At 48.0% G+C, this 26,932-nt stretch carries 22 protein-coding genes; 4 read left to right on the plus strand and 18 right to left on the minus strand.

All coding sequences use genetic code 11. From position 1 onward, the window contains the following. Nucleotides 1–91: 91 nt before the first annotated feature. From coaE to citZ, 9 genes are all read right to left on the minus strand, one after another. The gene (gene coaE, locus ADU24_RS14810; RefSeq protein WP_053367361.1) at nucleotides 92–700 is read right to left on the minus strand and encodes a dephospho-CoA kinase; all 609 of its coding nucleotides are present in this window, start codon (nucleotides 698–700) and stop codon (nucleotides 92–94) included. An 83-nt stretch (nucleotides 701–783) separates the two neighbouring features. After that, on the minus strand, nucleotides 784–1,611 hold the full coding sequence (mutM, locus tag ADU24_RS14815) for a DNA-formamidopyrimidine glycosylase (protein WP_053367362.1): 828 nt from the start codon (nucleotides 1,609–1,611) through the stop codon (nucleotides 784–786). A 33-nt stretch (nucleotides 1,612–1,644) separates the two neighbouring features. Next, entirely contained in the window at nucleotides 1,645–4,284 is a 2,640-nt protein-coding gene (gene polA, locus ADU24_RS14820) for a DNA polymerase I (protein ID WP_053368953.1), read from the minus strand. A gap of 82 nt (nucleotides 4,285–4,366) precedes the next feature. Further along, the gene (gene pnpS, locus ADU24_RS14825; protein WP_053367363.1) at nucleotides 4,367–6,127 is read right to left on the minus strand and encodes a two-component system histidine kinase PnpS; all 1,761 of its coding nucleotides are present in this window, start codon (nucleotides 6,125–6,127) and stop codon (nucleotides 4,367–4,369) included. Further along, entirely contained in the window at nucleotides 6,124–6,840 is a 717-nt protein-coding gene (locus tag ADU24_RS14830; protein ID WP_053367364.1) for a response regulator transcription factor, read from the minus strand. The genes pnpS and ADU24_RS14830 overlap by 4 nt, the downstream gene beginning before the upstream one ends. Before the next feature lie 115 nt (nucleotides 6,841–6,955). Continuing rightward, a complete protein-coding gene (locus tag ADU24_RS14835; protein ID WP_053367365.1) occupies nucleotides 6,956–7,432 on the minus strand; it encodes a MaoC family dehydratase in 477 nt (158 codons plus the stop codon). Between the two features lie 326 nt (nucleotides 7,433–7,758). Continuing rightward, complete coding sequence (mdh, locus tag ADU24_RS14840) at nucleotides 7,759–8,697, minus strand: malate dehydrogenase (protein WP_053367366.1); 939 nt, start codon at nucleotides 8,695–8,697, stop codon at nucleotides 7,759–7,761. Nucleotides 8,698–8,799: 102 nt separating this feature from the next. Next, nucleotides 8,800–10,068, minus strand: a complete 1,269-nt coding sequence (gene icd, locus ADU24_RS14845) for an NADP-dependent isocitrate dehydrogenase (protein WP_053368954.1) — start codon at nucleotides 10,066–10,068, stop codon at nucleotides 8,800–8,802. Nucleotides 10,069–10,237: 169 nt separating this feature from the next. Further along, nucleotides 10,238–11,353, minus strand: coding sequence for a citrate synthase (gene citZ / locus ADU24_RS14850; protein ID WP_053367367.1), 1,116 nt, complete (start codon nucleotides 11,351–11,353; stop codon nucleotides 10,238–10,240). 485 nt (nucleotides 11,354–11,838) lie between these two features. Here citZ and ytvI point away from each other — a divergent pair, with 485 nt between their 5' ends. After that, nucleotides 11,839–12,960: a sporulation integral membrane protein YtvI gene (gene ytvI, locus ADU24_RS14855; RefSeq protein ID WP_053367368.1), complete on the plus strand. Its 1,122-nt coding sequence runs from the start codon at nucleotides 11,839–11,841 to the stop codon at nucleotides 12,958–12,960. A 35-nt stretch (nucleotides 12,961–12,995) separates the two neighbouring features. Here the strand turns inward: ytvI and ADU24_RS14860 are convergent, their stop codons facing one another. The 8 genes from ADU24_RS14860 to dnaE all read right to left on the minus strand — a co-directional run bounded on the left by ADU24_RS14860 (nucleotide 12,996) and on the right by dnaE (nucleotide 24,438). After that, nucleotides 12,996–13,388 (minus strand): FxsA family protein, encoded by a 393-nt coding sequence (locus ADU24_RS14860; RefSeq protein WP_053367369.1) that lies wholly within the window; start codon nucleotides 13,386–13,388, stop codon nucleotides 12,996–12,998. Nucleotides 13,389–13,469: 81 nt separating this feature from the next. Then, the gene (gene pyk / locus ADU24_RS14865) at nucleotides 13,470–15,230 is read right to left on the minus strand and encodes a pyruvate kinase (RefSeq protein WP_053367370.1); all 1,761 of its coding nucleotides are present in this window, start codon (nucleotides 15,228–15,230) and stop codon (nucleotides 13,470–13,472) included. Between the two features lie 21 nt (nucleotides 15,231–15,251). After that, nucleotides 15,252–16,214, minus strand: a complete 963-nt coding sequence (gene pfkA / locus ADU24_RS14870) for a 6-phosphofructokinase (RefSeq protein WP_053367371.1) — start codon at nucleotides 16,212–16,214, stop codon at nucleotides 15,252–15,254. Between the two features lie 713 nt (nucleotides 16,215–16,927). Continuing rightward, entirely contained in the window at nucleotides 16,928–17,905 is a 978-nt protein-coding gene (gene accA / locus ADU24_RS14875) for an acetyl-CoA carboxylase carboxyl transferase subunit alpha (RefSeq protein ID WP_053367372.1), read from the minus strand. Continuing rightward, entirely contained in the window at nucleotides 17,899–18,768 is an 870-nt protein-coding gene (accD, locus tag ADU24_RS14880; protein ID WP_053367373.1) for an acetyl-CoA carboxylase, carboxyltransferase subunit beta, read from the minus strand. Before accD ends, accA begins: the two co-directional genes overlap by 7 nt. Nucleotides 18,769–19,047: 279 nt before the next feature. After that, entirely contained in the window at nucleotides 19,048–19,611 is a 564-nt protein-coding gene (locus tag ADU24_RS14885; protein ID WP_053368955.1) for a GntR family transcriptional regulator, read from the minus strand. A gap of 68 nt (nucleotides 19,612–19,679) precedes the next feature. Beyond that, entirely contained in the window at nucleotides 19,680–20,918 is a 1,239-nt protein-coding gene (locus ADU24_RS14890) for an NAD(P)-dependent malic enzyme (protein WP_053367374.1), read from the minus strand. Between the two features lie 169 nt (nucleotides 20,919–21,087). Next, nucleotides 21,088–24,438 (minus strand): DNA polymerase III subunit alpha, encoded by a 3,351-nt coding sequence (gene dnaE, locus ADU24_RS14895; RefSeq protein WP_053367375.1) that lies wholly within the window; start codon nucleotides 24,436–24,438, stop codon nucleotides 21,088–21,090. A 194-nt stretch (nucleotides 24,439–24,632) separates the two neighbouring features. On the opposite strand from dnaE, the gene ADU24_RS14900 reads away from it, so the two are divergent. Then, nucleotides 24,633–24,971, plus strand: coding sequence for a YtrH family sporulation protein (locus ADU24_RS14900; RefSeq protein ID WP_053368956.1), 339 nt, complete (start codon nucleotides 24,633–24,635; stop codon nucleotides 24,969–24,971). After that, a complete protein-coding gene (ytrI, locus tag ADU24_RS14905) occupies nucleotides 24,968–25,471 on the plus strand; it encodes a sporulation membrane protein YtrI (protein ID WP_053367376.1) in 504 nt (167 codons plus the stop codon). The genes ADU24_RS14900 and ytrI overlap by 4 nt, the downstream gene beginning before the upstream one ends. A gap of 73 nt (nucleotides 25,472–25,544) precedes the next feature. Here ytrI and ADU24_RS14910 read toward each other — a convergent pair whose 3' ends face one another. Further along, nucleotides 25,545–26,477 carry a DHH family phosphoesterase gene (locus ADU24_RS14910; RefSeq protein WP_053367377.1) on the minus strand — a complete coding sequence of 311 codons (933 nt, stop codon included), beginning with the start codon at nucleotides 26,475–26,477 and terminating at the stop codon, nucleotides 25,545–25,547. A 111-nt stretch (nucleotides 26,478–26,588) separates the two neighbouring features. Here ADU24_RS14910 and ADU24_RS14915 point away from each other — a divergent pair, with 111 nt between their 5' ends. Continuing rightward, the gene (locus ADU24_RS14915) at nucleotides 26,589–26,888 is read left to right on the plus strand and encodes a YtpI family protein (RefSeq protein WP_053367378.1); all 300 of its coding nucleotides are present in this window, start codon (nucleotides 26,589–26,591) and stop codon (nucleotides 26,886–26,888) included. Nucleotides 26,889–26,932: the final 44 nt, after the last annotated feature.

Here is a 26,932-nt window from a genome sequence, read left to right on the forward strand (position 1 = left end):
AACCACTCCTTATGGTGAAGAAACTTTTAAAAAATGGCTATATAAAAAATACAGGCACCCATCCAAAGGGAATGCCTGTATCCAAAACTGGCTAGACGCCAAATTCTTTTCGCCAGCGCCCCAGTATTTCAATGAGCTGCCGTTTTGTTTCTTCAATTTCTCCATTATTATCAATCACCGCATCGGCCATGGCTGCTTTTTCGGAAAGTGGCATTTGGGAGCCGATTCTCGCTTCCGCCTCTTCTTTTGAAAAAGAATTCCTTGCCATCAGCCGTGAAAGCTGTGTATCCCTGTCGACATAGACGACAAGTGTTTTATCTGCCAAATGTGCCAATTTGCTTTCGAAAAGAAGCGGGATATCGAGAATAATGACTGCGGCACCCGACTTCTCTTCCCCTTCCCTCTTTTCAGCCATCCTCTTTCGTACTTCTGGGTGGACAATCCCGTTTAGCAAAAGCCGCTTTTGATCGTCATTAAAGATGACCGCCCCAAGCGCCTTCCTGTCTATCCCCCCGTCCGGCAATACGATTCCAGGCCCAAACGATTCAACTATTTTCTCGTATGCCGGCTCACCCGGTTCGACAGCGAGCCGCGCCTCGACATCCGCGTCAATGACCGGTATGCCCATTTCCCCGCACATGCTTGCCACCGTACTTTTACCACTGGCGATTCCGCCGGTTAAACCGATTGTCAATGACATAGTGATTACCCCGATCACTTATAATTTCCAAATACCAAAATAATGCGCAGCCGGCAACGATTTAGAAAGTGCCTGCTTCCCGATTAAAGCTTTTGGCAATTAGGGCAGTAATGTGTACCCCTGCCGCCGACCACTCCTTTTGAAAGCGGGGTCCCGCAATTTTTGCAAGCTTCACCTTTTCGCCCGTAAACAAGCAAATCAAGCTGGAACATGCCTATTTGCCCCTGGGAGTTCACATAGGAACGGATGGTGCTGCCGCCCTTTTCAACCGCTTCGCCAAGCGTGGCGACAATCTCATCATACAACTTCATTACTTCTGCACCGTCCAAAGAGTTTGCGGGCCTCTCCGGATGGATGCCCGCCCTGAAGAGCGCCTCATCCACATAAATATTCCCTAGGCCTACAAGAATCTTCTGGTCGAGCAGGGCGGTCTTTACTTTCCGGTTTGTCTTCGCGAGCTTTTCAGCCAAATGTTCGACAGTAAATTCATCGGAAAAAGGCTCTGGCCCCAACCCGAAAAGAGGAGGCTGGCTGAATTCCGTCCCTTTCAGGAATAAGTGAAGCGTCCCGAATTTCCGCACGTCCCGGTATCTCAGTTCAGTACCATCTTCGAACAGGAAAATCGCATGGGTATGCTTATCCACCGGGTCGCCGGCTTTTTCCAATGAATATTTACCCTCCATCCGCAAATGGGAGATAAGGGCATAATCCTCGGTATAAAAAATCAGGAATTTYCCCCGCCTGCCGATTTCAAGAAAGCTTTGCCCCCTTAACGCATCGGTGAATTGGACTGTGTCCTCCGGGTTTTTGACCATTTTTGGCCAGAAGATCGATACATTGCTGATTCTTTTTCCAATAACAAGTTGTTCAAGTGTCTTCCTGACGGTTTCTACTTCCGGCAGTTCCGGCATTCACAGCCCACCCTTCGATCTAAATGTTCACGCCTATTTTGCATCATACCAGGTTGGCCCGTATGAGTAATCAACTTTGAGGGGCACGTTCAGCTCGAGGGCATTCTCCATAATATCCGGAACAAGTTTTTCGAGCGTTTCAATTTCCTCCGGCGGCGCTTCAAAAATCAATTCATCGTGCACCTGCAGAAGAAGGCGGGCTTTAAGGCCCTTATCCTTCAGCGCCTTATCCATTTCGATCATTGCTTTCTTGATGATATCGGCGGCGCTTCCCTGGATTGGCGTGTTCATGGCGGTCCTTTCGGCAAAGCTCCTCAGGTTAAAATTCCTGCTCGTGATTTCAGGTATATATCTTCTCCTTTGCATGAGCGTTGTGACATACCCGTTCTGCTTGGCCACTTTTACGATATCCTCCATGTAATCATGGACTCCAGGATAGCTTTGCAGGTACCGTTCAATGAACTTGCCAGCCTCTTTTCTTGTGATGCCAAGGCTTTGGGAAAGGCCAAAATCACTGATTCCGTAAACAATCCCGAAATTAACCGCCTTGGCATGGCGGCGCATATTCGACGTGACTTCATCCGGTCCGACATGGAAGACCGCCATTGCTGTCTTTGTATGAATGTCCTCGCCCTCACGGAACGCTTCAATCAATTTTTCATCATTTGCGATATGGGCGAGTACCCTTAATTCAATCTGGGAATAATCCGCCGCGAAAATGACCCAGCCTTCCTCGGATGGGATGAACGCCTGGCGGATTTTACGCCCTTCTTCAAGGCGGATTGGGATGTTCTGAAGGTTCGGGTCCGTTGAACTCAGCCTTCCTGTTGCCGTAAGTGCCTGGTTGAAGCGGGTGTGCACCTTATCCGTTTTGGGATCGACAACCTTCAGGAGCCCTTCAATATAAGTCGACTGCAATTTTCCAAGCTGCCGGTAATCAAGGATAAGCCTGATGATTTCATGTTCTCCCGCTAGCTTCTCAAGAACATCGGCGGAAGTCGAATACCCCGTTTTTGTTTTTTTGCCGGATGGAAGGCCCAGCTTTTCAAATAAAATCGTCCCGAGCTGTTTCGGCGAATTGATATTGAATTTTTCTCCGGCCATCTCATGGATTTTCTCTTCAATGACTTCGAGTTTATCATGTATTTCACTGCCCATCGCCTTTAGCCGTGCAAGATCAACCTTTATTCCCGTTGATTCCATATCCGCCAGGACAAGGGTCAACGGCATCTCAAGCTCGGTGAACAATTCGTATTGGCTGTTATCACGCAGGTCTTTTTCCAAAAGTGGCTTTAGCTCGGCTATCGAAACTGCCTTCCTGACAAGATGCCCGGCCAGTTCCTCCTCACCGGGAACCTTCCGTTTTGCTCCCCTTCCGTAAAACGCATCATCGCCCTGGACGTTCCTAATTCCATACTTTTTCTCGATTGTGGAAAGGTCGTCAATATTCGCAGAAGGGTCAATGATGTAGTTTGCTATGAAAACATCAAATACAATACCTTTAAGGTGGATACCTCGCCTGCGGAGTGCCACCTCGGTTGCTTTCGCGTCATAGACAATTTTCCTTTTCGTTTCATCCTCCGCCCATTGTTTGAAAGCGGGAGACTGAAGGGCTTTTTCCTCGGAAAAATAAAACCGCCCCTTTTCACTTGCTGCGGCCATGCCAATGATTTCTGCGTAATGGTAATTGTCCTCAAGGATTTCAATATAAAAGGCAGTTTCGCCGCCAAACAGTTCTATATCAATTTCATCAGGAGCCTCGAAATCGACTTCCACCAAATCTGCCGCTGTTTCAACTTCACCGATATCTTCTCCAAGTTTGTCCAGCAGCGAGTTGAAGCCAAGTTCTTTAAAAATGGCAAGGACTTTCTCCCTGTCAAAGCCTTCATAGGACATTTCGGAAAGTTTTACTTCAACCGGGGCTTCCCTCGTAATGGTCGCGAGTTCCTTGCTCATCCTCGCCTGTTCCTTGAATTCTTCGAGCTTTTCCCTCAGTTTTTGCCCGCTCACCTTATCCGTTGACTGAAGGAGGTTTTCCAGTGTTTCATATTCCTTAAGAAGCTTTATTGCCGTTTTTTCACCGACTCCGGGAACTCCGGGGATGTTGTCCGACGAATCACCCATTAATCCTTTCATATCAATGATTTGCCACGGTTCAAGGCCGTACTTTTCTTTTATGTGTTCTGGAGTGTACTCCTCAATATCGGTAATGCCCTTCCTGGTAATGCCGACAGTCGTTTTTTCGGATGTCAGCTGTGTAAGGTCCTTATCGCCCGAAATGACCCTAACTTCAAAGCCTTCTTTTTCGGCTTCAAGCGAAAGGGTTCCAATTATGTCATCCGCTTCATAATTCTCAAGCTCGTACCTTGGTACCTGGTAAGCGTCCAATAATTCGCGGATAAACGGGAACTGCTCGGACAGCTCGGGCGGCGTCTTTTGCCTTCCGCCTTTGTACTCACTGAATGTAGCGTGGCGGAATGTCGTTTTGCCCGCATCGAATGCAACGAGCATATGTGTCGGTTTCTCATCCTCCAGAATCCTCATCAGCATCATCGTGAAACCGTACACGGCATTCGTATGGATGCCCTTGTCGTTATTGAGGAAAGGCAAGGCAAAGAAAGCACGGTAGGCAATGCTGTTTCCATCAATTAAAACGAGCTTCTTTTTTTCCACTTCTATTCCTCCTGTTCCTTTGCAAAACCAGCCCTGATCGTAAAACCTTCCTTTTACTGTAAAGGGGCCGTTTCTTCCTTGGTTATCTTCCCCGGGCAAGCTTGCGGAATTCAAGGATGAATTCGCTCCCTTTTCCCGGGATGCTTTTTACTGTAATCCTTCCCCTGTGGGCTTCAACAATATGCTTTACAATCGCAAGCCCAAGGCCCGTGCCTCCCGAATTTCTGCTTCTCGCCCTGTCGACCCTGTAAAAGCGTTCAAAAATCCGCGATACCTCTTCCTTCTCTATTCCTATACCGGTATCCTTGACGGAAATGAGCACTTCTTTTCCGGCTTCGCGAATGGATAGTTCAACTTTTCCGCCCGCGGGGGTATAGTTAATTGCATTTGAAAGGAGGTTGATCAATACTTGCCTCATCCTGAATGGATCCCCTTCCATCTCAATCTCGGCAGGAACAGGATGGACAATAAGTCTGATATTTTTTTCTGAAGCTTTTCCTTCAAGGATTGCCACAATGTCCTTTACGATTGAATCGAGGCTGAATACAGAGATATCAAGCCTGAAATTATGCTGCTCCAATTTTGACAATTCAAGAAGATCCTCAATCAGCATTTGGAGCCGGTCACTCTCCTTAAGGATGATCGACAGGAACTCCTGCAGCGCTTGTTCATCCTTCATCGCGCCATCAAGCAGCGTTTCGGCAAATCCCTTAATTGAAGTAACGGGCGTCTTCAGCTCATGCGAGACATTCGCGACAAAGTCCTTTCTCATTTGTTCCAATTTTTTCAGTTCGGTTATATCGTGAAAAACAAGCAATACGCCTTTCCAGACATTGTTCGTTCCGATAATAGGCAATGCTGATACGTCAAAATATTTCCGTTCAATTAAAACAGGCAAAATAAACTGCCGCCGCTGTTTTTGTTCAGTCATGAAAATCTCTTCAATCATTTCCCGGATTTCCCTGAAACGAATGGCTTCGTAATAAGGCTTGTATAATACGTCGGCTTGTTCCACTTCAAATAATTCCCTGTACCCACGGTTTATAAGGTTAATCGTGCCGCGGCTGTCGATCAGGACTAGCCCGCTGCCGATATTTTCAATCAGGGTCATCAGCCTCTCCTGCTGCATATCGCGGGTTTTGGACATATCCTCAAGGTTGCGGGCCAGGACGTTAATGGATGAGCTTAACAGCCCGGTCTCATCGATTCTGTCCTCTACATAGGTCCTTGCCCTGTAATTCCCCTTTGCAAGCTCCATCGCCACATTGGAAGCTGATTCTATGGGCTTTGCATACTTACGTGTAATCCTCATGCCCAAAAGCACAATGATTGCAAGGGCAAGGCCAAGGCTTAGCGAGATGAACCACCAAATATTTTTATAGGCGTCCTTTAATTCACTCGAAGCCAGGCTCAGGAACAGGTATCCTTCCGTATCGCTCCCTTTTTTCAATTCTGTCCAATAATAATGGACTTCCTGCTTGTCCTTCAATTTGAAGAACCGCTTTTTTTTGTTATCCCCCAAAACAATATCCGTGATTAAATCATCGGGAGCGGTGACGTTTTCCTTGCTGTTGTAGAGGATTCCGCCACTCTCGTCCACCAATAGGATGCCTGCGCCAAGCTTGTTGCCGAATTTCCCCAATTCAGTCCTGTCAGCGCCTAGGATGCCCCCGTAATCCTCGATATACATTCGGAGCAGGCGGCTTTCCTTTTCAAGCCGCTCGTAAAATGAATCTAGATAATAATTTTTTAGGAGCTGGCCGAGGAGGATGCCAAGCCCCAGAAGGACAGCGACTGTCAAAAGGACCATTGCGGTTAAAAGCCTCGTCCTGTATTTTGTCATTCGCCCTTCGGCTCCTCCATTTTATAGCCCAGTCCCCTGATTGTTTTTATATAGTCGGGCTTTTTGGAATCAGCCTCAATTTTTTCCCGGAGATGGGAAATATGTACATCCACAATTCTTGTGTCCCCTGCAAAATCATAATTCCAGACGGTGCTTAGCAGCTGGTCCCTTGTCAGGACTTTGTTTTTATTTTGCGCCAGGCAATTCAGGAGTTCAAATTCCTTTAGCGTCAGGGCAAGGAGCTCCTCTTTGAAAAAAGCTTCGAACCTTTCCGGATAAATTTTCAAGTCCCCAATCAGGACTGCTTCTTCCTCTTCAGCCTTTTCCTGCTGCTTCTCCTGATATTGTTCTGTCCGGCGGAGAATCGCTTTTACGCGCGCCAGAACTTCACGCGGACTGAAAGGCTTAACCATATAATCATCCGCGCCAAGCTCCAGGCCAAGTATTTTATCCAATTCGTCATCCTTTGCCGTTAGCATCAGGATAGGGATCATCACTTTTTGCTGGCGGAGCTGCTTGCAAACTTCAATGCCGTCGATCCGGGGGAGCATTAGGTCAAGGATAATCATATCCGGGCGTTCATTTATCGCCCTTTCCCTGCCTTCCTCACCATCCATCGCTGTAAGAACTTCATATCCCCCTTGCTCAAGATTGTATTTTAGCAGCGTTACAATCGATTGTTCATCATCGACAACCAGTACCTTTTTCTTCATAACGACCTCCGCGAGAATGAATTACCCCTGTTATCTCTATAACTTCCCCTAACACTATACTATAGTAAATATTTTTAGCCTTCAAGAATGGCGAAAGGACAGCCATTGGCTGCCCTTAAAAGTTATCGAGCGCACTGCCGTCCATACGCGAGAGGCGATGTGGAGGACAGACCTTTATGTTGCCGGTGACGACGTTTTCTTCGGCTTCGTTCTTGCCTTCTACTTGAATTGTGACCGTATGTGATTTTTGGTCCACATCCGTTACTTCGAGCAGAAAATCAACTGTTCCATAGTGGTAAACGGGTTTGGGGAATTCCAGGTCCTGGGCAAGGATATGGCTTCCCGGGCCAGGCAGGTACTTGGATATGGCGGATGTAATAATCCCGATCAGCATGATAGCGGGCACAACCGGTTTTCCGAAAGGGGTTTGGGATGCATAATCATGCTGTATGTATAAAGGGTTCGCGTCATTTGTCAGCCCCAAATAAAGAAGCAGATCCTTGTCTTCAATTTTTTCGGTAAGGGCAAGTTTTTCCCCCACCGACATTTCTTCTATCCTTCTGCCAAGCTTTCTTTTTTTTCCTAAAAGCATGGTTGGCGCCCTCCTTTATGGATACCTTTTTGTAAAGTAGTTTAACAAAACAAAATTTCACTTATCCTCAGGCTCTGTTAAAATTGGCTGTTGATTTCCGCTCCGGGCACACGCTTTCCGCGGGGCGTCAGTTGAGCCTCCTCGGCGCTAGCGCCTGTGGGGTCTCAACCTTGCCGCTGCATCCCGCAGGAGTCGGTGCCCTACGCTACAATCAACGTAGTAAAAATCAACACTGCCATTAATAAAATCTAGTTTTAAAATCTTCGGTCAAACTTCCATCCAGCCAAAAAATTCGGGGGAAGCTCCCCCGAATTTCGTTCACCGCATTATGCAAGCACAGCCATGACATTCCGCACTGACTCCGCGGACTTGTCAAGGGCGGCTTTCTCGTCTTCTGTCAGTTCAAGCTCGATTACCTTCTCAATGCCGTTTGCTCCGAGAATGGTTGGAACGCCAAGATAGATGCCTTCGTATCCATACTCGCCTTCAAGATAGGCGATTGATGGAAGGACTCGGCGCTGGTCCTTCAGGATTGCTTCACACATTTCAACCAGGGAGGCAGCAGGCGCGTAATAGGCGCTTCCGTTGCCTAGAAGGTTCACGATTTCGCCTCCGCCCTTGCGTGTACGCTCAACAATAGCCTCAAGGCGCTCCTTGGGAATAAGGGTTTCAAGCGGGATGCCGCCAGCATATGAATAGCGGACGAGCGGCACCATATCGTCCCCGTGGCCGCCAAGGACGAAGCCAGTAATATCCTTTACAGACAAGTTGAGTTCCTGGGCGATAAAGGTGCGGAACCTTGCGGTGTCAAGAACGCCGGATTGCCCGATGACACGGTTTTTAGGGAAGCCCGTTTCCTTGAAAACTGTATAGGTCATGGCATCGACAGGATTGGTCAAAACCACGATGAAGCAGTCAGGTGAGTAATTCGCAATCTCCTGCGCAACGCTCTTCATAATCTTTTGGTTTGTCTGGACGAGGTCATCACGGCTCATGCCTGGCTTCCGGGCAATCCCCGCGGTAATAACAACGATATCGGAATCCTTTGTGTCCTCGTAACTGGACGTTCCCGTAATGTTGGCATCAAATCCCTGGACCGGGCTTGCCTGCAGCATATCAAGAGCTTTCCCCTTTGTCGGGTTTTCCATCTGCGGTATATCAACAAGGACTACATCGCCAAGCTCTTTTTGGGCGAGCAGGAATGCGGTCGTTGCCCCTGTAAAGCCCCCGCCGATGACTGAAATCTTTTTGCGTTTCAATGACATGTCGTTTCCTCCCTGGTTATCATTTTAAACTGGGATGCCGGCGGGATGCGATGGCCCCGCCGCCATGAAATGCAAATAGGGTGCCTGGGCTGTCCGGCCCAATTATTCCATATTTTTAATAAGCTCGTCGCCGAATTGGGATGTTTTCACTTCAGTCGCGCCTTCCATCAGGCGTGCAAAGTCATACGTGACAACCTTGGAAGCAATTGTCTTTTCCATCGATTTCACGATCAAATTCGCTGCTTCGTTCCAGCCTAGGTGCTCAAGCATTAGGACTCCGGACAAAATGACCGAAGATGGGTTCACCTTATCAAGGCCCGCGTATTTAGGAGCGGTGCCGTGGGTCGCTTCGAAAATGGCATGGCCAGTTTCATAGTTGATGTTGGCGCCAGGGGCGATGCCGATTCCGCCTACCTGCGCCGCAAGCGCATCGGAAATATAGTCGCCGTTCAGGTTCATTGTCGCAACGACATCAAATTCCTTCGGGCGTGTCAGGATTTGCTGGAGGAAAATATCCGCGATGGCATCTTTCACGATGATCTTGCCAGCTGCTTCCGCGTCTGCCTGTGCCTTATTCGCGGCTTCAACCCCTTCTTCCTCCTTGATGCGGTCATACTGGGCCCATGTGAAGACCTTATCGCCGAATTCCTTTTCAGCAAGTTCATAGCCCCAGTTCTTGAACGCGCCCTCTGTATATTTCATAATGTTCCCTTTATGTACGAGGGTCAGGGATTTTCGGCCTTCCTTGATTGCATAATTAAGCGCTGCACGGACAAGGCGGGATGTCCCTTCCTCGGAAACCGGTTTGATCCCGATACCGGAAGTTTCAGGGAAACGGATTTTGTTTACGCCCATTTCGTTTTGCAGGAATTCGACTAGTTTCTTAACCTCATCTGACCCTTTTGCATACTCGATTCCCGCGTAAATATCTTCCGTGTTTTCACGGAAAATGACCATGTCGGTATCCTGTGGGCGCTTGACCGGCGAAGGCACGCCTTCGAACCATCTTACAGGACGCAGGCAAACGAACAAATCGAGTACCTGGCGAAGCGCTACGTTCAGGGAACGGATTCCGCCGCCAACCGGGGTTGTCAGAGGCCCTTTGATGGCGATTAAATATTCGTTGATTAAATCAAGCGTTTCCTGCGGGAGCCATTCGCCAGTCTGGTTGAACGCCTTTTCTCCGGCAAGCACTTCTTTCCAGACAATTTTCTTTTCACCCTTATATGCCTTTTCAACTGCCGCATCAAGAACCCTTACTGATGCAGCCCAAATGTCCGGGCCGGTTCCGTCTCCTTCAATAAATGGGACTACTGGATTATTAGGGACATTCAATACCCCGTTTTGGACTGTGATTTTTTCACCTTGCATTGTCATTTCTCCCTCCACTGATGAATCCTATTAAAATAAAACTGCGTTTTTAAAAGGTTAGAAGGCCCCTCCTAACCTGTAAAAGCGGGGGCAGGCCAGTTTGCACGTTCCCCCGCTCTATTCATTACATCAAGTTTCTTCGGAAAAGTAAACCAATCCGGCAGGCGGTTCAGCGCGCCCCTATCGGGATATATTTTTGCATCCCCGGTCCATTGTACTCGGCGCGCGGGCGGATCAGCCTGTTATTGTCATATTGCTCGAGAATATGCGCAAGCCATCCCGACACACGGCTGATTGCAAAAATTGGCGTGAACAAATCATGGTCGATGCCAAGGCTGTGGTATACCGAAGCGGAATAAAAATCGACATTCGGCGGAAGGTTTTTCTCGCCGGTAACGATTTCCTCTATTTTCACCGACATATCGTACCAGTGTGGTTCGCCGGTCAATTTGGTCAGTTTCCGGGACATTTCCCGCAGATGCTTAGCGCGCGGGTCGCCCTTCCGGTAAACACGGTGTCCAAAGCCCATAATCTTTTCTTTATTATCAAGCTTGCCCCTTACATATGGTTCGACATTCTCAAGGGAGCCAATTTCAGTCAGCATCTTCATCACTGCTTCATTCGCACCGCCATGGAGCGGGCCTTTAAGGGCGCCAATCGCAGCTGTAATTCCGGAATATACATCTGAAAGCGTGGCGACACAAACCCTTGCTGTAAAGGTGGAAGCATTCAATTCGTGGTCCGCATGCAGGACAAGCGCCTTGTCAAAAGCCTCAATGGCAATCGCATCCGGCTCGTCTCCTGTCAGCATGTACAGGAAGTTGGCGGCAAAGCCAAGGTCCTTCCTCGGGGCAATTGGCTCGAGCCCTTTTCTGATTCTGGCGAAAGCCGTCACGAGCGCAGGCATTTTGGCCTGGAGGCGGACAGCTTTTTTGTAGTTGGATTCCTGGCTCATTGCATCTGCCTCATCATCATATAGGCCGAGCAATGAAACGGCCGTCCTTAAAGCAGCCATCGGATGGACGGACTTGATCGGATACATTTTGAAATGGTCAAGCACTTCCTGTGGCAGCCCCGCTTCAGCGGAAAGCTGGCCCCTTAGCTCCTCTAGCTCAGCCTCTGTCGGCAATTTCCGGTGCCATAACAAATAAATGACTTCTTCGAAACTAGCATTCTCTGCAAGATCATCAATGTCATAGCCGACATACGTCAATGTATCATCGATGATCGAGCTGATTGAGGAGGTTGTTGCGACAACCCCTTCTAGTCCACGTGTAACTGACATGCCAAACCTCTCCTTTGCAAACTGTAATTTCCCCATACCCTTTTCCTATAGTGTAGTTGGAAGGCCGGTGTTCCCGGCTGGATTGCATGAGCGCTTGCTCGGAATAATTCCAAAAAATGAGCATCTGCCCTCAAATAAAGCAAATGCCGCTGCCCCGCCACTCCAATTAAAACACGTTTGTCCTGAAAGAATTCCCCTTCACTTTACACTATACACAATTATTTAATCATAATAATTAGAACTATGTAAAAAAGATTGCGCTTTCATGTCTTATTATAACCAATTGTCAGATTTTTGTGAATGAAAAGGAATTGGAAAAATTAAAAATATTATTCTGATAGAAAATCGGAGGAAGCTAAAAAAGCCCTTTTCCAAACGCTATTCATAATCCGCCATTTTAAAGTATAGCCTTAATGCATAATGATTTGCAAAATGTTAAACTTATACTATCTCGCATCTTATTTCCAAAAGGAGGAATCGAGCGTTTGAATCCTGTTTACATAGCCCGGACAATGAGGCTGCTTGTTGTGGTGGGGCTGGTGATTGGGGCGTTTATCGCGTTTTATTACGTATCGGCGGTAACATACCCCTTCCTCATTGCATTTGCCATAGCCTTCCTGATAAACCCCCTTGTTGATTTTTTTGAAAAAAAGGGCCGAATGCCGCGTTCGCTGGCGGTCCTCATTACTTTGGTCATAATTTTCGCGGTATTTGCGGGTCTCGTAACACTTTTGGTGGCCGAAATTGTTAGCGGCGCCACATACCTTGCGGAGGTCCTTCCAAGGCATCTGAACACAATGATTCGTTATAGCGAGGAAATGTTCGCATCGCAGATTATTCCACTATACAACCAGCTTACCGGCTTATTCAACAACCTCGACGCTGGGCAACAGGAAACGATTATGAAAAATGTCCAGAATGTCGGACAAAAGTTCGGTACAACGGTCGGACAATTCCTGAATGGATTTTTCGGTAATATTCCAATGATATTGTCTTGGTTTCCAAATGCCGCGACAGTCTTGATTTTTTCGTTATTGGCGACATTTTTCATCAGCAAGGACTGGTACCGGCTGTCCGCCATGGGAGGCAGGGTTATGCCGGTGAAAGCAAGGGCAAGCGGCAGGACGGTGTTCGCCGATTTAAAAAAAGCGCTCTTTGGCTTCCTTAAGGCACAGCTTACCCTTATCTCTATTACGACTGTCATCATCCTGGTCGGCCTCCTGATCCTGCGTGTCGATTACGCAATTACAATCGCGCTTGTTGCCGGGATTGTTGATATCATCCCTTATCTTGGCACCGGAACCGTGTTTGTACCGTGGATCCTGTACGAGGCGGTCGCTGGTGATATGGGCCTCGCAATCGGCCTTGGCGTGTTGTATATTATCGTACTCGTTCAAAGGCAAATCATGGAACCTAAAATCCTGTCATCCAGCATCGGCCTCGATCCGCTGGCAACGCTTGTCGCTCTCTTCGTCGGCTTTAAGCTTCTCGGGTTTCTGGGCCTGATAGCAGGGCCGGTCGTCCTCGTCATTTTTAATACGTTAAAACGCGCACATGTTTTCGAAGATCTTTGGGCTTTCATCAAAGGCACTGAAACGAAGCAATAGAAAAACGCCGGCTTCCCCAGCCGGCGTTTTCATTTTCACTTAATGATCCTGATTGTTCCCTTGTTCATCCATCTTCTGAAAAGCGAAGCAAGCCATCGTTTAAAAAACGTCCTGGTTTGCGGGATTAAAAGGAAAAGCCCGGCCAAATCCGTTACAAATCCCGGAGTAAGAAGGAACGTTCCCCCAATAAGGACACTAATGCCATCAAGGATGGCTTCCCCCGGCATTTGGCCATATCCCATTTGCTGCTGCGCCTGGCGGATGACTTTCAACCCCTGGCTTTTCGCCAAAAACGTCCCCAGTACCCCGGTTAATAAAATGAGGAATACGGTAGGGAGGACACCTATTGTTTTGCCCGACCAGAGCAAAATGCCAATTTCGGCAGCGGGGACAAGAATAATGAGCAGAAAGAAATAAGTTCGAAACATCTTTCACCAATCTCCCTTTAGAACAGTGTAAGCGGCCGTTTAAACAAAAAGAAGGGATGGCTCTCCCTTCTTTTTGCAGCTTTACAACACGCTTGCATGCCCGTTGTAGATTACTCCCCTAGTTGCATCAACTGTTATTTCCTGTCCATCCTTTAACATCTCTGTTGCGTTTTCCACGCCAACAATAACCGGAATGCCAAGATTCAGGCCAACAACCGCGGCGTGGCTTGTCAATCCGCCCTCTTCGGTGATCAGCGCACTGCACCTCTCAAGTGCCGGTACCATTTCCCTGTCCGAGCCGATGGTAATCAGTATATCCCCAGATTCAACTTTGGCAAGAGCTTCTTCAGCATTCCGGGCGATAACCGCTTTTCCATAGGCGGATTTTTTGCCAATCCCCTGGCCTTTGGCAAGAATATCGCCAACAATATGGATCTTCATTAGATTCGTTGTCCCAGCTTCCGCAACTGGAACCCCGGCAGTTATGATGACAAGATCCCCATGTTCAACAATGCCGCTGTTCAGGCTTTCACCGACCGCACTGTCCATCATTTCATCGGTTGACTTCACTCTTTTGCCAATTTGCGGATATACGCCCCAAACCAGGCTTAAACGCCTTTGTACGCCCTTATCGAATGTCACGGCTACGATTGGAGCCTTCGTGCGGTATTTCGAAACCATCCGTGCCGAATGGCCGCTGACAGTAGGAGTGATGATCGCGCTGACCTGCAGGTTGAGGGCCGTATAGGCAACCGATTGGCCAATCGCCTCTGTCGTATTCGTATCCGTATCCCTGCTCCTCTTCTGGAGGATTTCTTTATGGTTCAATGCTTCTTCGGCCCTTGATGCAATACTGTGCATCGTTTGGACAGCCTCAACAGGATAGAGCCCGGCTGCCGTTTCACCGGAAAGCATAATTGCATCCGTCCCATCAAAGATAGCGTTCGCAACGTCACTTGCTTCCGCCCTTGTAGGCCTCGGGTTGCGCTGCATCGAATCGAGCATTTGCGTCGCTGTAATGACAGGCTTTCCTTCCGCATTGCATTTCTGGATCAGCATTTTTTGTACGAGCGGAACTTCCTCGGCCGGAATTTCAACGCCCAAATCACCACGGGCAACCATCAGGCCATCCGAAACCTCGAGGATTTCATCGATGTTATCGACGCCTTCCTGGTTTTCGATTTTAGGAATAATATGAATGTGTGACGCATTATTTTCCTCAAGAAGCTGACGGATTTCAAGAACATCCTTTGCCCTTCTTACAAACGAAGCCGCAATGAAATCGATATCCTGTTCAATTCCGAAAAGGATGTCTTTTTTGTCCTTTTCCGTGATTCCAGGCAAGTTGACCGAAACGCCAGGTACATTGACGCCCTTCTTGTTCTTTAGGGTGCCTGAATTCAGGATCCTTGTACCGATTATCTGTTTATCCTTATCGATTTCTGTAACCTCAAGTCCAATCAGGCCGTCATCGAGAAGGATTTTCGATCCTAAGTGAACGTCTTCAATGAGGCCTGGATATGTAATGGAGAACATATCAGGCGTCCCTTCAACCTCGTTCATGGAAACTGTAATATCATTTCCAGCCTGCAGTTCAATCGCGCCATCCCGCATATTATGGGTCCGGATTTCCGGCCCTTTCGTATCAAGAAGAATTCCGACAGTCTTGCCGGTCATTTCAGCAGCTTTCCTGATGTTCTCAATCCTTGCACCATGTTCCTCGAAATCACCATGCGAGAAGTTAAGGCGAGCCACATTCATCCCTGACACCATTAATTCCTTCAGTTTATCCACACTTTCACTTGCCGGCCCAATTGTACAAACAATCTTTGTCTTACGCATGCTATATCCTCCCGTCAAACATTAAATAGATAATTCCTGTGACAATTTATACAAATCAAGGTCGAGAACATGCTTTTTCTCTTCAAGCGCTTCAATGATGTCATAATCGACCAGCCGGTTGCGCTCGATTCCCACCGCTCTTCCGCCGCGCCCTCCGATTAAAAGCTCAACAGCCCTCGCTCCCAGCCTGCTTGCAAGAACACGGTCAGTCGCGGTTGGGGAACCGCCCCTTTGCATATGACCCAAAACGGAAATCCGAGTATCAATATTTGTTGCTTCCTTTAATTTGCGGGCAAACTCCACTCCGCTGCATACTCCCTCGGCTACGACGATGATACTGTGTTTTTTCCCGCGCTCATTCCCGCGGCGAAGCTTTTCGGCAACATCCTCCATGTCATAGCTTTCTTCCGGGATGAGAATCGTTTCCGCCCCGCCGGCGAGCCCTGCCCAAAGGGCGATATCCCCTGCGTCCCGGCCCATTACTTCAATGATGAAGGTGCGCTCGTGGGAGCTTGCCGTATCACGGATTTTATCAATTACATCAATAACGGTATTCAATGCAGTATCAAACCCGATTGTAAATTCGGTCCCTGGAATATCATTGTCAATAGTTCCCGGCACGCCGACACAAGGAAACCCAAGTTCGGTCAGCGCTTTAGCGCCAAGATAGGAACCATCCCCGCCAATTACAACAAGTCCTTCAATCCCATGCTTCTTTAACTGCTCGATCCCTTTCGTTTGTCCCTCTCTCGTCTTGAATTCAAGGCACCGCGCTGATTGGAGCATTGTGCCGCCCCTATGGATAATATCCCCGACAGATCCTAATCCAAGCCTCTGGATATTTCCATTAATCAAACCGGCAAACCCCCCATACACTCCGTAAACCTCGATATCATGATAAATTCCCTTCCTGACGACTGCCCTGATGGCAGCGTTCATTCCGGGGGAGTCCCCGCCGCTTGTCAAAACTCCAATTTTTCTCATTGAACAATTCACCCCATATTTATTCTCGCCGTATGAAGAAACGGTTTTCGGAAAAGCCTTACTTTGTTATAAAGGTAACAAACTGTCATTTATAAAATACCATTAAGTAAGAGGTCTAACAACTTAATCGCAACGAAAAAACAAAAATCGGACTTACAGTCAAGTGTAAGCGTTTAATAAGAAAATTCCTGGACTTTTTAACGAATCCCACGGTTTTTCCTAGCGTGGTGCTATTCCTTTAGTCTTTGTTATAAATCAAAAAAGTATAATTTCTTGGCATCGAACAGAAAGTGCAAGTACCTTTTGCGGCAAGGAAAAGCCTGCGACACGAACAAAGTGCGCAAGCGCCTTCGCGACAAGCACAAACCGCTTGTCACTGCGATGACTATTCTAGGGAGCTTTCCTTAGTGGTCAGCCCCGACAAGCATAAGACGGGGCCCGCAGGACACTGAAAGGCATCCCTGGATACGCCCACGCACGAAGGAAATGCGAGCATTTCCGAGGATGGGCCTGCCCTCCGGAGGGAACCGGCTTATGACCTCGAGGGGCTAGGCGCTCCTCGGAAAAGAAGAACACTTTTCCTTCGTGCGATGTTATGCTGCCGCAGCTTCCCTTGTGGAGCTGGATTAAAATAACTTAATTCGAGTTATCCACAAGGTTCAATTCTATAATTTCCTAGACAACAAAAGAAAACGTGCTTCGGAAAGCACGCTTCAATTTACCCCGATATAGTCATTTAAAAGCGAATACTCGCCAATCGATTTGTATTTTTCATACCGCTGTTCCTTTAGTTCACTACCGGAAAGCCTGGATAATTCCTTCAGCGACCGGAAAAGCGCCTTTTCGATTTCATGCGCCTGTGCTTCAACGTTCCGATGGGCGCCGCCACGGACCTCAGGAATGATATGATCAATGATTCCGAGCTCTTTCAGATCCGGTGCGGTAATTTTCATCGATTCCGCGGCGCGTTTTGCCAGGGATGCATCCTTCCATAGCAACGCCGCCGCCCCTTCTGGCGAAATAACGGAATAAGTCGAGTTTTCAAGCATAAGGATATGGTTCCCGACGCCAAGTGCCAAGGCGCCGCCACTGCCGCCTTCCCCAATTACAATGCAGACAACCGGAACGCTCAGGCTTGCCATTTCAAAGAGATTGCGGGCAATCGCCTCACTCTGGCCACGCTCTTCGGCTGCTTTGCCCGGGTAGGCTCCTTTTGTATCGATAAAACAAATAATTGGCCGGCTGAACTTTTCAGCCTGCTTCATCAGCCTTAAAGCTTTCCGGTACCCCTCGGGATGAGGCATACCAAAATTCCGCCTGATATTTTCTTTTGTATCTTTTCCCCGCTGATGCCCAATAACCGTAATCGGCACCCCTTTAAACTTCGCGATGCCGCCGACGATGGCTTCATCGTCCCCATATAGCCTGTCACCGTGGCATTCCATAAAACTGTCGAATAAAAACCCGATATAGTCAAGGGTTGTCGGCCTGTTTGGATGGCGGGCGATTTGCACACGGTCCCACGGCTTGATATTAGAATAGATATCCGCTTCAAGTTTCTCCAGCCGCGCCGACAGCTTCTCAATTTCAGAGGATAGGTCTACATCCGTTTTATTTGTATATTCCTTTAATTCACTAATCTTCTTCCTTAGCTCGATAATCGGTTTTTCAAATTCCAGTTCCCCTACCAAACAAGTTCACCTCCACGCTGATGCAGTTCAAGAATTGTCCCAATCTGGCCTTTCAGCTCATGCCTGTCAATCACCGCATCAAGCTGGCCGTGCTTCAGCAAAAACTCTGCCGTCTGGAAATCTTCAGGCAGTTCTTCCCTGATTGTTTGTTCAATAATTCGTCTTCCGGCGAATCCAATCAACGCGCCCGGCTCGGCGATATTATAATCCCCAAGCGAAGCGAAACTCGCGGAAACCCCCCCTGTTGTCGGATGGGTCATGATGGAAATGATCAGCCCTCCATTATCACTAAACCGCTTCAGGGCAACACTCGTTTTTGCCATCTGCATAAGGCTTAATACGCCTTCCTGCATTCTCGCGCCCCCGGAAGCCGTGAAAATGATAAACGGCACCCCAAGTTCCCCAGCTTTCTCTACGGCGCGGGTGATTTTTTCACCAACTACGGAACCCATGCTGCCCATACGGAAAGTTGAATCCATAATCGCGATTGATACCTTAATGTCGTTCACAGTTCCGGTCCCAGTCACAACCGCTTCATTGATTTTGGTTTTGATTCGGTCTTTTTCAAGCTTTTCCAGATAGTCCGGGAATCCAAGCGGATTTTCGGAAATCATTCCCGCATCCATTTCTTCAAAGCTTCCTTCATCAAGGAAACTCTGGATCCTTTCACGGGCGTTCATTGGATAATGGCGTCCGCAATGAAAACAAACTTTCAGGTTTTTCGCAAGCTCCCGTGTATAAATAATTTTCTTGCAACCAGGGCATTTTGTCATGATGCCTTCAGGGACGTCCTGCTTTGCTGCTTCAGAGGGTATTGCCGCATATTTTTTCTTCTTCGATTTTGTAAATAGCTCTTTTAGCAAGTTAGTACCTCCCTAGTTTAAAGAGTGGAATGAAAACCGGGAACTGCAATGCTTCCGGTATACATAGGTGTTTTCCGGCGGGCCGGGAACCTGGCATTTCCACATTGGCTGTTGAGTATCGGCTTTTTCGTCATACTATAGTATAGCGAAAAACTTTCCGAATGCGTAGCACCAACAGTGGCCAGACCACTTAAAGATTAAAAATGGCCCCGGATTGCCAAGGCATGGCCTGTCCATACTATAGGGCACTTTTTTAAAAAAAGATGCCGCTTTCTGTCGCTAGGATTTAGACATTTTTCTCAATTCCATATATTTTTCTATTGCCAATCCCTCTTTCCCTGCAGAGAGGGCATCGAGAAGAGCCCTGTACTCTTCAGGGCGGGCACGTTCTTTTTTAAACCCCTGGGAATGGTAATAGTCCTTTAAAATGACCCAGATACGCAAAAACAAATGATTGTCGGCCAACAAAATCAACCTGTGGAAAAACTCATCATCATCGATTTCCACGGAAACGGCCATGCTATATATCTCTTCCAGACTTGGGCGGAATTTTTTTTGAAGGATGAGCCTCAGGCAGTCCATTTCAATGAAATATTTCGTTTCTTTCACATCCCGCCTGGCTTTTTCATCTTGGAGGATAAAGGTGCTAAGGAGCTGGACGAGCGAGTTGCCCTGGAAGTCGCGGATAAAAGTGCCCTCTCCCCTTCTCGTTTCGATAAGGCCCAATAATTCCAGTGCCCGGAGAGCCTCCCTAACAGAGGAGCGCCCCACATTGAGGCGCTCGGACAATTCCCGCTCGGAAGGTATCTTGTCCCCGGTTTTCAGGCCATCGGCAGCAATCATTTCCCGAAGCTGCTTGACGATTTCGATGTATACCTTTGAGTTTTGGGATTTGCTCTTTATAGAATCCTTCACTTATTTCTACCTATCAATGAAAGGCGTTTTGTCTTTTCCTTTACCTCTTCCGGGTCGACGCGAAGGCGGGCAACCCCTGTTTCCATCGCTGCCTTGGCTACCGCGGATGCGACCTCTGGCGCGACCCTTTCATCAAATGGGCCCGGGATGACATAATCCTCGTTCAGTTCATCATCGTTAATCAGGCTCGCAATCGCTTCAACCGCCGCAACTTTCATTTTCTCATTTATATGGGTCGCCCGTGCATCAAGGGCACCCCTGAAAATTCCAGGAAAAGCAAGGACATTGTTGACCTGGTTCGGAAAATCCGACCGTCCCGTCCCAATCACGCGCGCACCGGCTTCCTTGGCTTCTTCTGGCATGATTTCCGGAACCGGATTTGCCATCGCGAAAATGATCGGTCCTTCGTTCATCGTTGCAACCATTTCTTTCGTCAAAGCTCCCGCAACGGAAACACCGATGAACACATCCGCGCCTTTGATTACGTCCTCCAGGTTCCCATGAAGCCTGTCCCTGTTCGTAAACCGGGCAACTTCATCCTTAATGGCATTCATTCCGGTTGGGCGCCCTTCATAGATTGCCCCTTTTGTATCACACATAATGATATCTCGGACACCGTAGCTGTAAAGAAGCTTGATAATTGCAATTCCCGCCGCGCCCGCACCGTTTGCGACAACCTTGATTTCGGTCATTTTTTTGCCGGTAATCTTCAGGGCGTTGACCAGGCCCGCTACAGTAACGATGGCTGTACCATGCTGGTCATCATGGAAAATTGGTATATTTGTTTCTTTTTTAAGCCTTTCCTCCACTTCGAAGCATTTAGGCGCGGCTATATCTTCAAGATTTACCCCGCCAAACGTCGGCTCAAGGAGCTTGACTGTTTCAATGATTTTCTCAACATCCGTTGTGTTAATGCAAATCGGAAACGCATCCACACCCGCAAAGCTCTTGAACAGGACAGCTTTTCCCTCCATGACGGGAAGTGCGGCTTCAGGCCCAATATTCCCAAGCCCAAGCACGGCTGTCCCATCGGAAACCACCGCTACCATATTTCCCTTCATTGTATAATCGTATACTGTTTCAGGCTTATCGTAAATTTCCTTGCAAGGTTCAGCAACCCCCGGAGAATAAGCAAGGCTTAAATCCTTGGCGTTCCTTACCTCTACTTTCGATTTAGATTCCAGCTTCCCTTGGTTCACTCGGTGCATATGCAGTGCTTCTTCACGCAATGTCAAGGTATTCACTCCTTTAGGATATGGAAGGACATCGTTAATACGGTGGTCAGACCACACTTTCTTTAACAACTATAACACATCTTGAATTGATGTAAAGCAGGAATTTGCACGCTGGGAACCCACTCTCAACGGGCTTTAGCGGAAATCACCCGCTCATAAAAGATTTGTATTATTTTAAAATAACATTCTCTTTTCCAAGGAAGTCGGCGAGGAGCCCGAGCAGGATATCTGTTGGCTCCACTCCGTATCGAGGGCCGAGGCCGACCGTCTTGCTCCCGTCATAATGAAGGACGACTTCAGCCTCTCCCTTGCTTGATGAAAGTATTTTTTTCAGTTCCTTAAGCCGGGCGGGTTCCTGGTTTTCTTCGGTGAGCCTTAAATACAGGCGCCGATTTGGCCTCTCACTGAGCCAGCTGTCAAGATCGCGGGCACTTCGGATGATGAATTGTACCTTTTCGTCCCTCTTTTCGGCCTTTCCATCCATAACGGCCAATCCGCCCTGATTTAGAAGGCCGGAATGCCTTTTATATACATCAGGAAACGCAACCGCCTCCATCTCTCCGCTCGGATCGCTTATCGTAAGGAAAGCCATCGGTTCACCTTTTTTGGTCCGGATTTTTTTGACAGCGTTTATATACACCCCCGCATGCCGGACATGTGGACCCGGTTCCAATTCAGCAAGCAGGCATGCCCCCGCTGCAAGCAGCTTCGTTTCATGCATGGACAAAGGATGGCTTGAAAGGTAAAAGCCCAGGGCTTCCTTCTCATAAGCAAGTTTGTTCTCAAGGCTTATCGGATCGACTTCCATGTATTTAGGAGCCGGCATTAGCGATTGATCCGAAAACAACCCTGTTTGGCCATCCTCACCCGGGCTCATCAGCTGTGCATGTTCGATTGCAATATCGATGCTCGCAAGCAGGGTAGCCCTGTCTTTGCCGAATTCATCAAAACAGCCGGAATGGACCAATGTTTCAAGCGTTTTTCGGCTGGCTGTTTTTTGCGGAAGGCGGATGCAGAAATCGAACAGATCGGCATAGGGCTTCCGCTTTCTTTCTTGCAGGATATCCCGAGCAACCGTTCCTCCAATGCCTTTAATCCCTCCAAACCCAAACCGGACCCCTCCGTTTTCAGCTTTAAAATTAAACACGCTTTTGTTGACGGACGGTGGGAAAACAGGTATGCCCAAGGCCTTCAATTCCCGTATATACTGGGCTATTTTCACATCATTTCCGGTTACGGAGCTAAGCAGGGCAGCCATGAAATGGGCCGGAAAATGCGCTTTAAGATAAGCTAGCTGGCAGGAAATGACGCTATAGGCAACTGAATGGCTTTTGTTGAAGCCATAGTTTGCGAACCTGACAATTAAATCATAGACCTCATTCGCAACACGTTTGTCATACCCCTTTTTAACCGAACCGGCAACGAAATGTTCCCTTTCCCTGTCAAGTACTTCTTTCTTTTTCTTAGCGACGGCCCTTCTCAGCAAATCCGCTTCCCCGAGCGTAAACCCGGCCATTTTTGATGCGATTTGCATGATTTGCTCCTGATAAACGATGACCCCATATGTATTTTCCAAAATCGGTTCAAGGTCCTTATGGGGATAGCCAATTTCTTCGCCCCCATGCTTCCTTGAAATGAACAGGGGTATATTTTCCATTGGCCCTGGCCGGTATAGGGCGTTGACTGCGACAATGTCGTCGAACCTCGTTGGCCTAAGACGGGTAAGGACCTTTCTCATTCCTTCCGATTCAAGCTGGAAAATCCCCGTCGTTTCTCCTTTAGCAAGCAGTTCATACGTTTTTTCATCTTCGAGGGGAATCAACCTTGGATCAATTTTTCTTTTTCCTTCCCGATTGATTGCTGATACGATTGCCTCGAGGAGCGAAAGGTTTCTAAGTCCGAGGAAGTCCATTTTTAAAAGTCCGATTTCCTCCAAATGTTCCATGGAATACTGGGTCAGGAATACATTGTTGTGCCCCGCCTGGATTGGAACAAGTTCAACGAGCTGCTGTTCGCTGATGACTACACCTGCCGCATGAGTGGATGTATGCCTTGGAAGGCCCTCAATCTTAAGCGCTGTATCAAAAAGCTTTTGGTTGAACGGGCTTTCGGAAACGAACTCACGCAACCTTGCCGATTCGCGGTATGCCTCCTTAAGTGTAATTCCGTTCCTTGAAGGGATTGCCTTTGAGAGCGAATCCACTTCCTTCACACTCAGGCCGAACGCCCTCCCGACATCGCGTATCGCCGCTTTCGCCGCAAGTGTCCCAAATGTCGCAATCTGGGCTACATGGAGCTCGCCATATTTCGCAGCTACATAGTCGATCACTTCGTCACGCCGGTTGTCGGGGAAATCGATATCAATGTCCGGCATCGTGACCCGCTCGGGGTTAAGGAACCGCTCAAAAAGCAATCCATGCTCCAGAGGGTCGACGTCGGTAATATAGAGGGAATATGCCACCAGGGAGCCTGCAGCGGATCCACGGCCCGGGCCTGTCAGGATTCCCCGTTCCCGCGCATATTTCATAAAATCCCAAACAATCAGGAAATAATCATTGAAATTCATTTTGTTGATGACGGAAAGCTCATACTGGATCCTTTCCAAATATTCATCCCCAAAACCAGGACGCCTCTCTTTAAGGCCGGATAAACAAAGCTCGCCAAGCATGTGTTCAGGCGCTGTGCCGGGCTCAAGCGGATATTTGGGCATGTGAAACCGCCCGAAATCAATCGAAACCGCGCATCTACCCGCAATGTCGAGCGTATTTTCAAGCGCGTCGGGGAAATCGCCGAAAAGACCAACCATTTCCTCCGCCGTTTTCAGATAATATTCCTCTCCGGACAGCTTGTTCCGCCCTTCTTCCTGCAGCCTGGCACCATCCCTTATCGCAAGAAGGCATTCATGCGCGAGCGCGTCATCCCTTTCAAGGTAATGGACCGCATTCGCCGCGGCCAGCCCAATCCCGAGCTTTGAAGCCAAGTCGGGCAGTACACCAAGCAGCGCCTTCTCTTCCTCAAGGCCATGGTCCTGTATGGAAAAATAAAAGTCCCCATCAAATATGCTGTTATACAGTTGCGCGAGGGCGCCAGCCTCCTCTCCCTTTCCTTCAAGCAGCAATTGTTCAATTTCCCCTTGGATGCCAGGGGTAATGGCGATGAGGCCCGTTGCATAATGCCTCAGCCATTTAAGCGGTATCCCGTCCCGGGACTTTGTTTGAATCGCGCTTGATATTTTCAGGAGGTTCCTGAATCCGGCATTGTTTTTTGCGAGAAGGACGAGTGGAAATGCTTCCGTTTCCTTCTCTTCGGACAAAACATCCGCAGTCAAGCCAAGGATTGGGGCAATGCCGTGTTTTATGCATTCCTTGTAAAATTCAATCGCTCCGTACAGGACATTCCGGTCTGTAAGGGCGAGGGCCTTGAATCCTTTTTTCCCCGCTTCCGAAACAAGCGAGGGAATTGAAGCGGTGCTGCTTAGCAGGCTGTACGCACTATAAGTTTGAAGGTGAATAAAAGACATTTTCTCACTCCCCCCTGATATATCCTTCTCCTTCCATTATAGTTGTTCACCAGGCAAAAGAAAATATGTTCCCCTTTTTCATGGTCTCCATGGGGTAAACGTGCAAGGTAGGTTGCGGGTTCCCTGTATCATAATTTAAAGAGTCTGTCCATATGATGGAGTAGGAAGGCAATGACATGAAAAGGGTTGATGCCATGAATCAGGCCGGCTTTATTTCTTCTTTTATCGAAAGCTATTTTATTGCTCTTGGGGTGCTCCTCGGGGGGGCCCTAATCGGGGGAATCGCCGCCTTCCTTACCGGGCAGCCAGCTCTGACCGCCATTGCCCGGCTCTCATCCTCTTTAAGGATATGGGCGATTGTTGCCGCAATCGGAGGTACATTCGATCCTATCTATGAATTAGAAAAAGGGATATTCGATGGCCAGACGAAAGACATTATCAAACAAATTTTGCTAATATTATCCGCTCTCGGCGGGGCGCAAACGGGAGCGCTTCTTATCGAATGGTTTACCCAGGAGTTTATTTCTTCATGAGGGTCCCACCGTATTATAACGACCGGTCGTGGCAGCGTTTTTTCGCCGGGATGGCCATCGGGGGCGCCATCAGCTGGCTTTTGTTCATCTATATGTATGGAGTCCTCCAGGAAAAACAAACTTTGCTTATCCAGGAACAAAGGGATACCATCCAGGAACTAAAGGACGATATTGTCATCTGGCAGGATGAATTCAAAAACTTGAATAAAAAGAATATCGAAAATCTTCTCGTCCAGCAAATCACCGTTAAAATAACAAACCACGCAAAATACAACCTTGACCTTTTAAGTGTCCATGAGACAGAGGAAGCTGTCCTCGAAGATTTGAAAACACTTAAAGCCAAAGATATCGAAACGGTTTATAAAAACAGGGACTTGATAAAGAGGGTCATTGAAAACAGGTCGGTATCGCTCAACGGAAAAAAGTACAGGCTTGAGGTGAAGGAGCTAATCTTTTTCACAAACGTCAGCATCGTCCTCCATATTACCCTTGCCGCCTGATGTACACAAAAAATAAGGGCCAATCCGGCAGTCAGCCGGTTGGCCCTAAAAATGGCTTCGTATTGGAAATTCACTACTCACATACTTTGTTCAATGCACTGATAACATCGTCCATCTCCGGCCACGAAAAAATCGATGCCCCTGCCGCAAGCGGATGCCCCCCGCCGTTGAACTTCCTGGCCACCCCGTTGATGACCGGCCCTTTCGACCTGAGCCTCACCCTGATTTGGTCATCCTCTTCTATGAAAAATACCCAGGCCTTTATCCCTTTTACATTCCCAAGCGTACTGACAAGAAGCGAAGCCTCGGATGGTGGGGCGTCATACTTTTGGAGAAGTTCCTTAGTCAGGATGACGGATGCAATCCCATTTTCCCGCATTTCAAAATTCTGAAGAATATAGCCGTTCAATTTTATAATATTCGGGCTTAGTTCATACATCTTGTCGTACAGATCCGTCCTGGAAAAATTGTAATGGATCAATTCACCCGCGTAGGCAAAGGTTTTATCCGTGGTGCTCGGATAAAGGAACCTTCCCGTATCCCCGACAATGCCGGCATACAGAAGCCTGGCAGCTTCATCAGTCAGGACAAGGCCCCGGTCCCTGCCGGAAAGATACAATTCATAAATCATTTCACTTGTTGAACTTGCGGTCGTATCCACCCAAATGACATCCCCGTATGGATCCTCATTTGGATGGTGGTCGATTTTTATCAACGTTTTCCCAAGCCTGTACCTTTCATCGCAGATCCTTTCCGTGTTCGCGGTATCACAAACAATGACAAGGGCGCCCTCATAGGCGCTGTCAGGAATTTTGTCCATTTCACAAAGATAAGCGAGGGTTTCCTCGTCCTTGCCAGCTGAATAAACAACCTTGTCGGGATAGGATGCGCGCACTATTTCAGCAAGCCCGCATTGTGAACCGTATGCATCCGGGTCAGGGCGGACATGCCTATGGATGATGATGGTCCCATGCTGTTCAATCGCGTCGAAAATTTTGTTTTCCATAAACGGTCTCCTTCAAGTCAAAAGTTAGTCTATAAAAACCGGCAGGATGGTGGCATTTAGCCCGGTTTCCGGCTACAATAAAACGTAGTTATTCTATATGGGGGTTTACCAATGCCAATTCTAGTTATCCTTATCGTATTTTCCTTGGCCTTTTATGTGTTTTATAAAATAAAGTATGTAAGGAGCACCAAACCAGCTGAGCGCAAATGGATCTCCGCAAAGTCTGGTATTGCGCTAGGATTGTTCGTGCTCACATTCGGCCTTAATCAGCTTTACTTAAACCATTCCAAGGTAGCTTATATCATTGCCGCCATTTTTATCATCCTTGGCGGAATCAATATTTGGTCGGGAATAAAGGCTTACAAATTTTATATGCCCTATGCCATTAAGGAAGCTGAAGGAAAAAACTGATTTCCTAGCCATTTTATTTAAAACTGCGCCGTAAAATAGGTGCA

Source organism: Bacillus sp. FJAT-27245 (genome assembly GCF_001273955.1).
In the GTDB taxonomy this organism is placed as follows: domain Bacteria; phylum Bacillota; class Bacilli; order Bacillales; family Cytobacillaceae; genus Bacillus_D.

Bases quoted from the DNA above. Each gene is read 5' to 3' on its own strand.
- coaE (WP_053367361.1), bottom strand. From the start codon at position 700: ATGTCATTGACAATCGGTTTAACCGGCGGAATCGCCAGTGGTAAAAGT.
- pnpS (WP_053367363.1), bottom strand. From the start codon at position 6,127: ATGACAAAATACAGGACGAGGCTTTTAACCGCAATGGTCCTTTTGACA.
- ADU24_RS14830 (WP_053367364.1), bottom strand. From the start codon at position 6,840: ATGAAGAAAAAGGTACTGGTTGTCGATGATGAACAATCGATTGTAACG.
- ADU24_RS14835 (WP_053367365.1), bottom strand. From the start codon at position 7,432: ATGCTTTTAGGAAAAAAAAGAAAGCTTGGCAGAAGGATAGAAGAAATG.
- mdh (WP_053367366.1), bottom strand. From the start codon at position 8,697: ATGTCATTGAAACGCAAAAAGATTTCAGTCATCGGCGGGGGCTTTACA.
- icd (WP_053368954.1), bottom strand. From the start codon at position 10,068: ATGCAAGGTGAAAAAATCACAGTCCAAAACGGGGTATTGAATGTCCCT.
- citZ (WP_053367367.1), bottom strand. From the start codon at position 11,353: ATGTCAGTTACACGTGGACTAGAAGGGGTTGTCGCAACAACCTCCTCA.
- ADU24_RS14860 (WP_053367369.1), bottom strand. From the start codon at position 13,388: ATGTTTCGAACTTATTTCTTTCTGCTCATTATTCTTGTCCCCGCTGCC.
- pyk (WP_053367370.1), bottom strand. From the start codon at position 15,230: ATGCGTAAGACAAAGATTGTTTGTACAATTGGGCCGGCAAGTGAAAGT.
- pfkA (WP_053367371.1), bottom strand. From the start codon at position 16,214: ATGAGAAAAATTGGAGTTTTGACAAGCGGCGGGGACTCCCCCGGAATG.
- ADU24_RS14885 (WP_053368955.1), bottom strand. From the start codon at position 19,611: ATGATTGCTGCCGATGGCCTGAAAACCGGGGACAAGATACCTTCCGAG.
- dnaE (WP_053367375.1), bottom strand. From the start codon at position 24,438: ATGTCTTTTATTCACCTTCAAACTTATAGTGCGTACAGCCTGCTAAGC.
- ADU24_RS14900 (WP_053368956.1), top strand. From the start codon at position 24,633: ATGAATCAGGCCGGCTTTATTTCTTCTTTTATCGAAAGCTATTTTATT.
- ytrI (WP_053367376.1), top strand. From the start codon at position 24,968: ATGAGGGTCCCACCGTATTATAACGACCGGTCGTGGCAGCGTTTTTTC.
- ADU24_RS14910 (WP_053367377.1), bottom strand. From the start codon at position 26,477: ATGGAAAACAAAATTTTCGACGCGATTGAACAGCATGGGACCATCATC.
- ADU24_RS14915 (WP_053367378.1), top strand. From the start codon at position 26,589: ATGCCAATTCTAGTTATCCTTATCGTATTTTCCTTGGCCTTTTATGTG.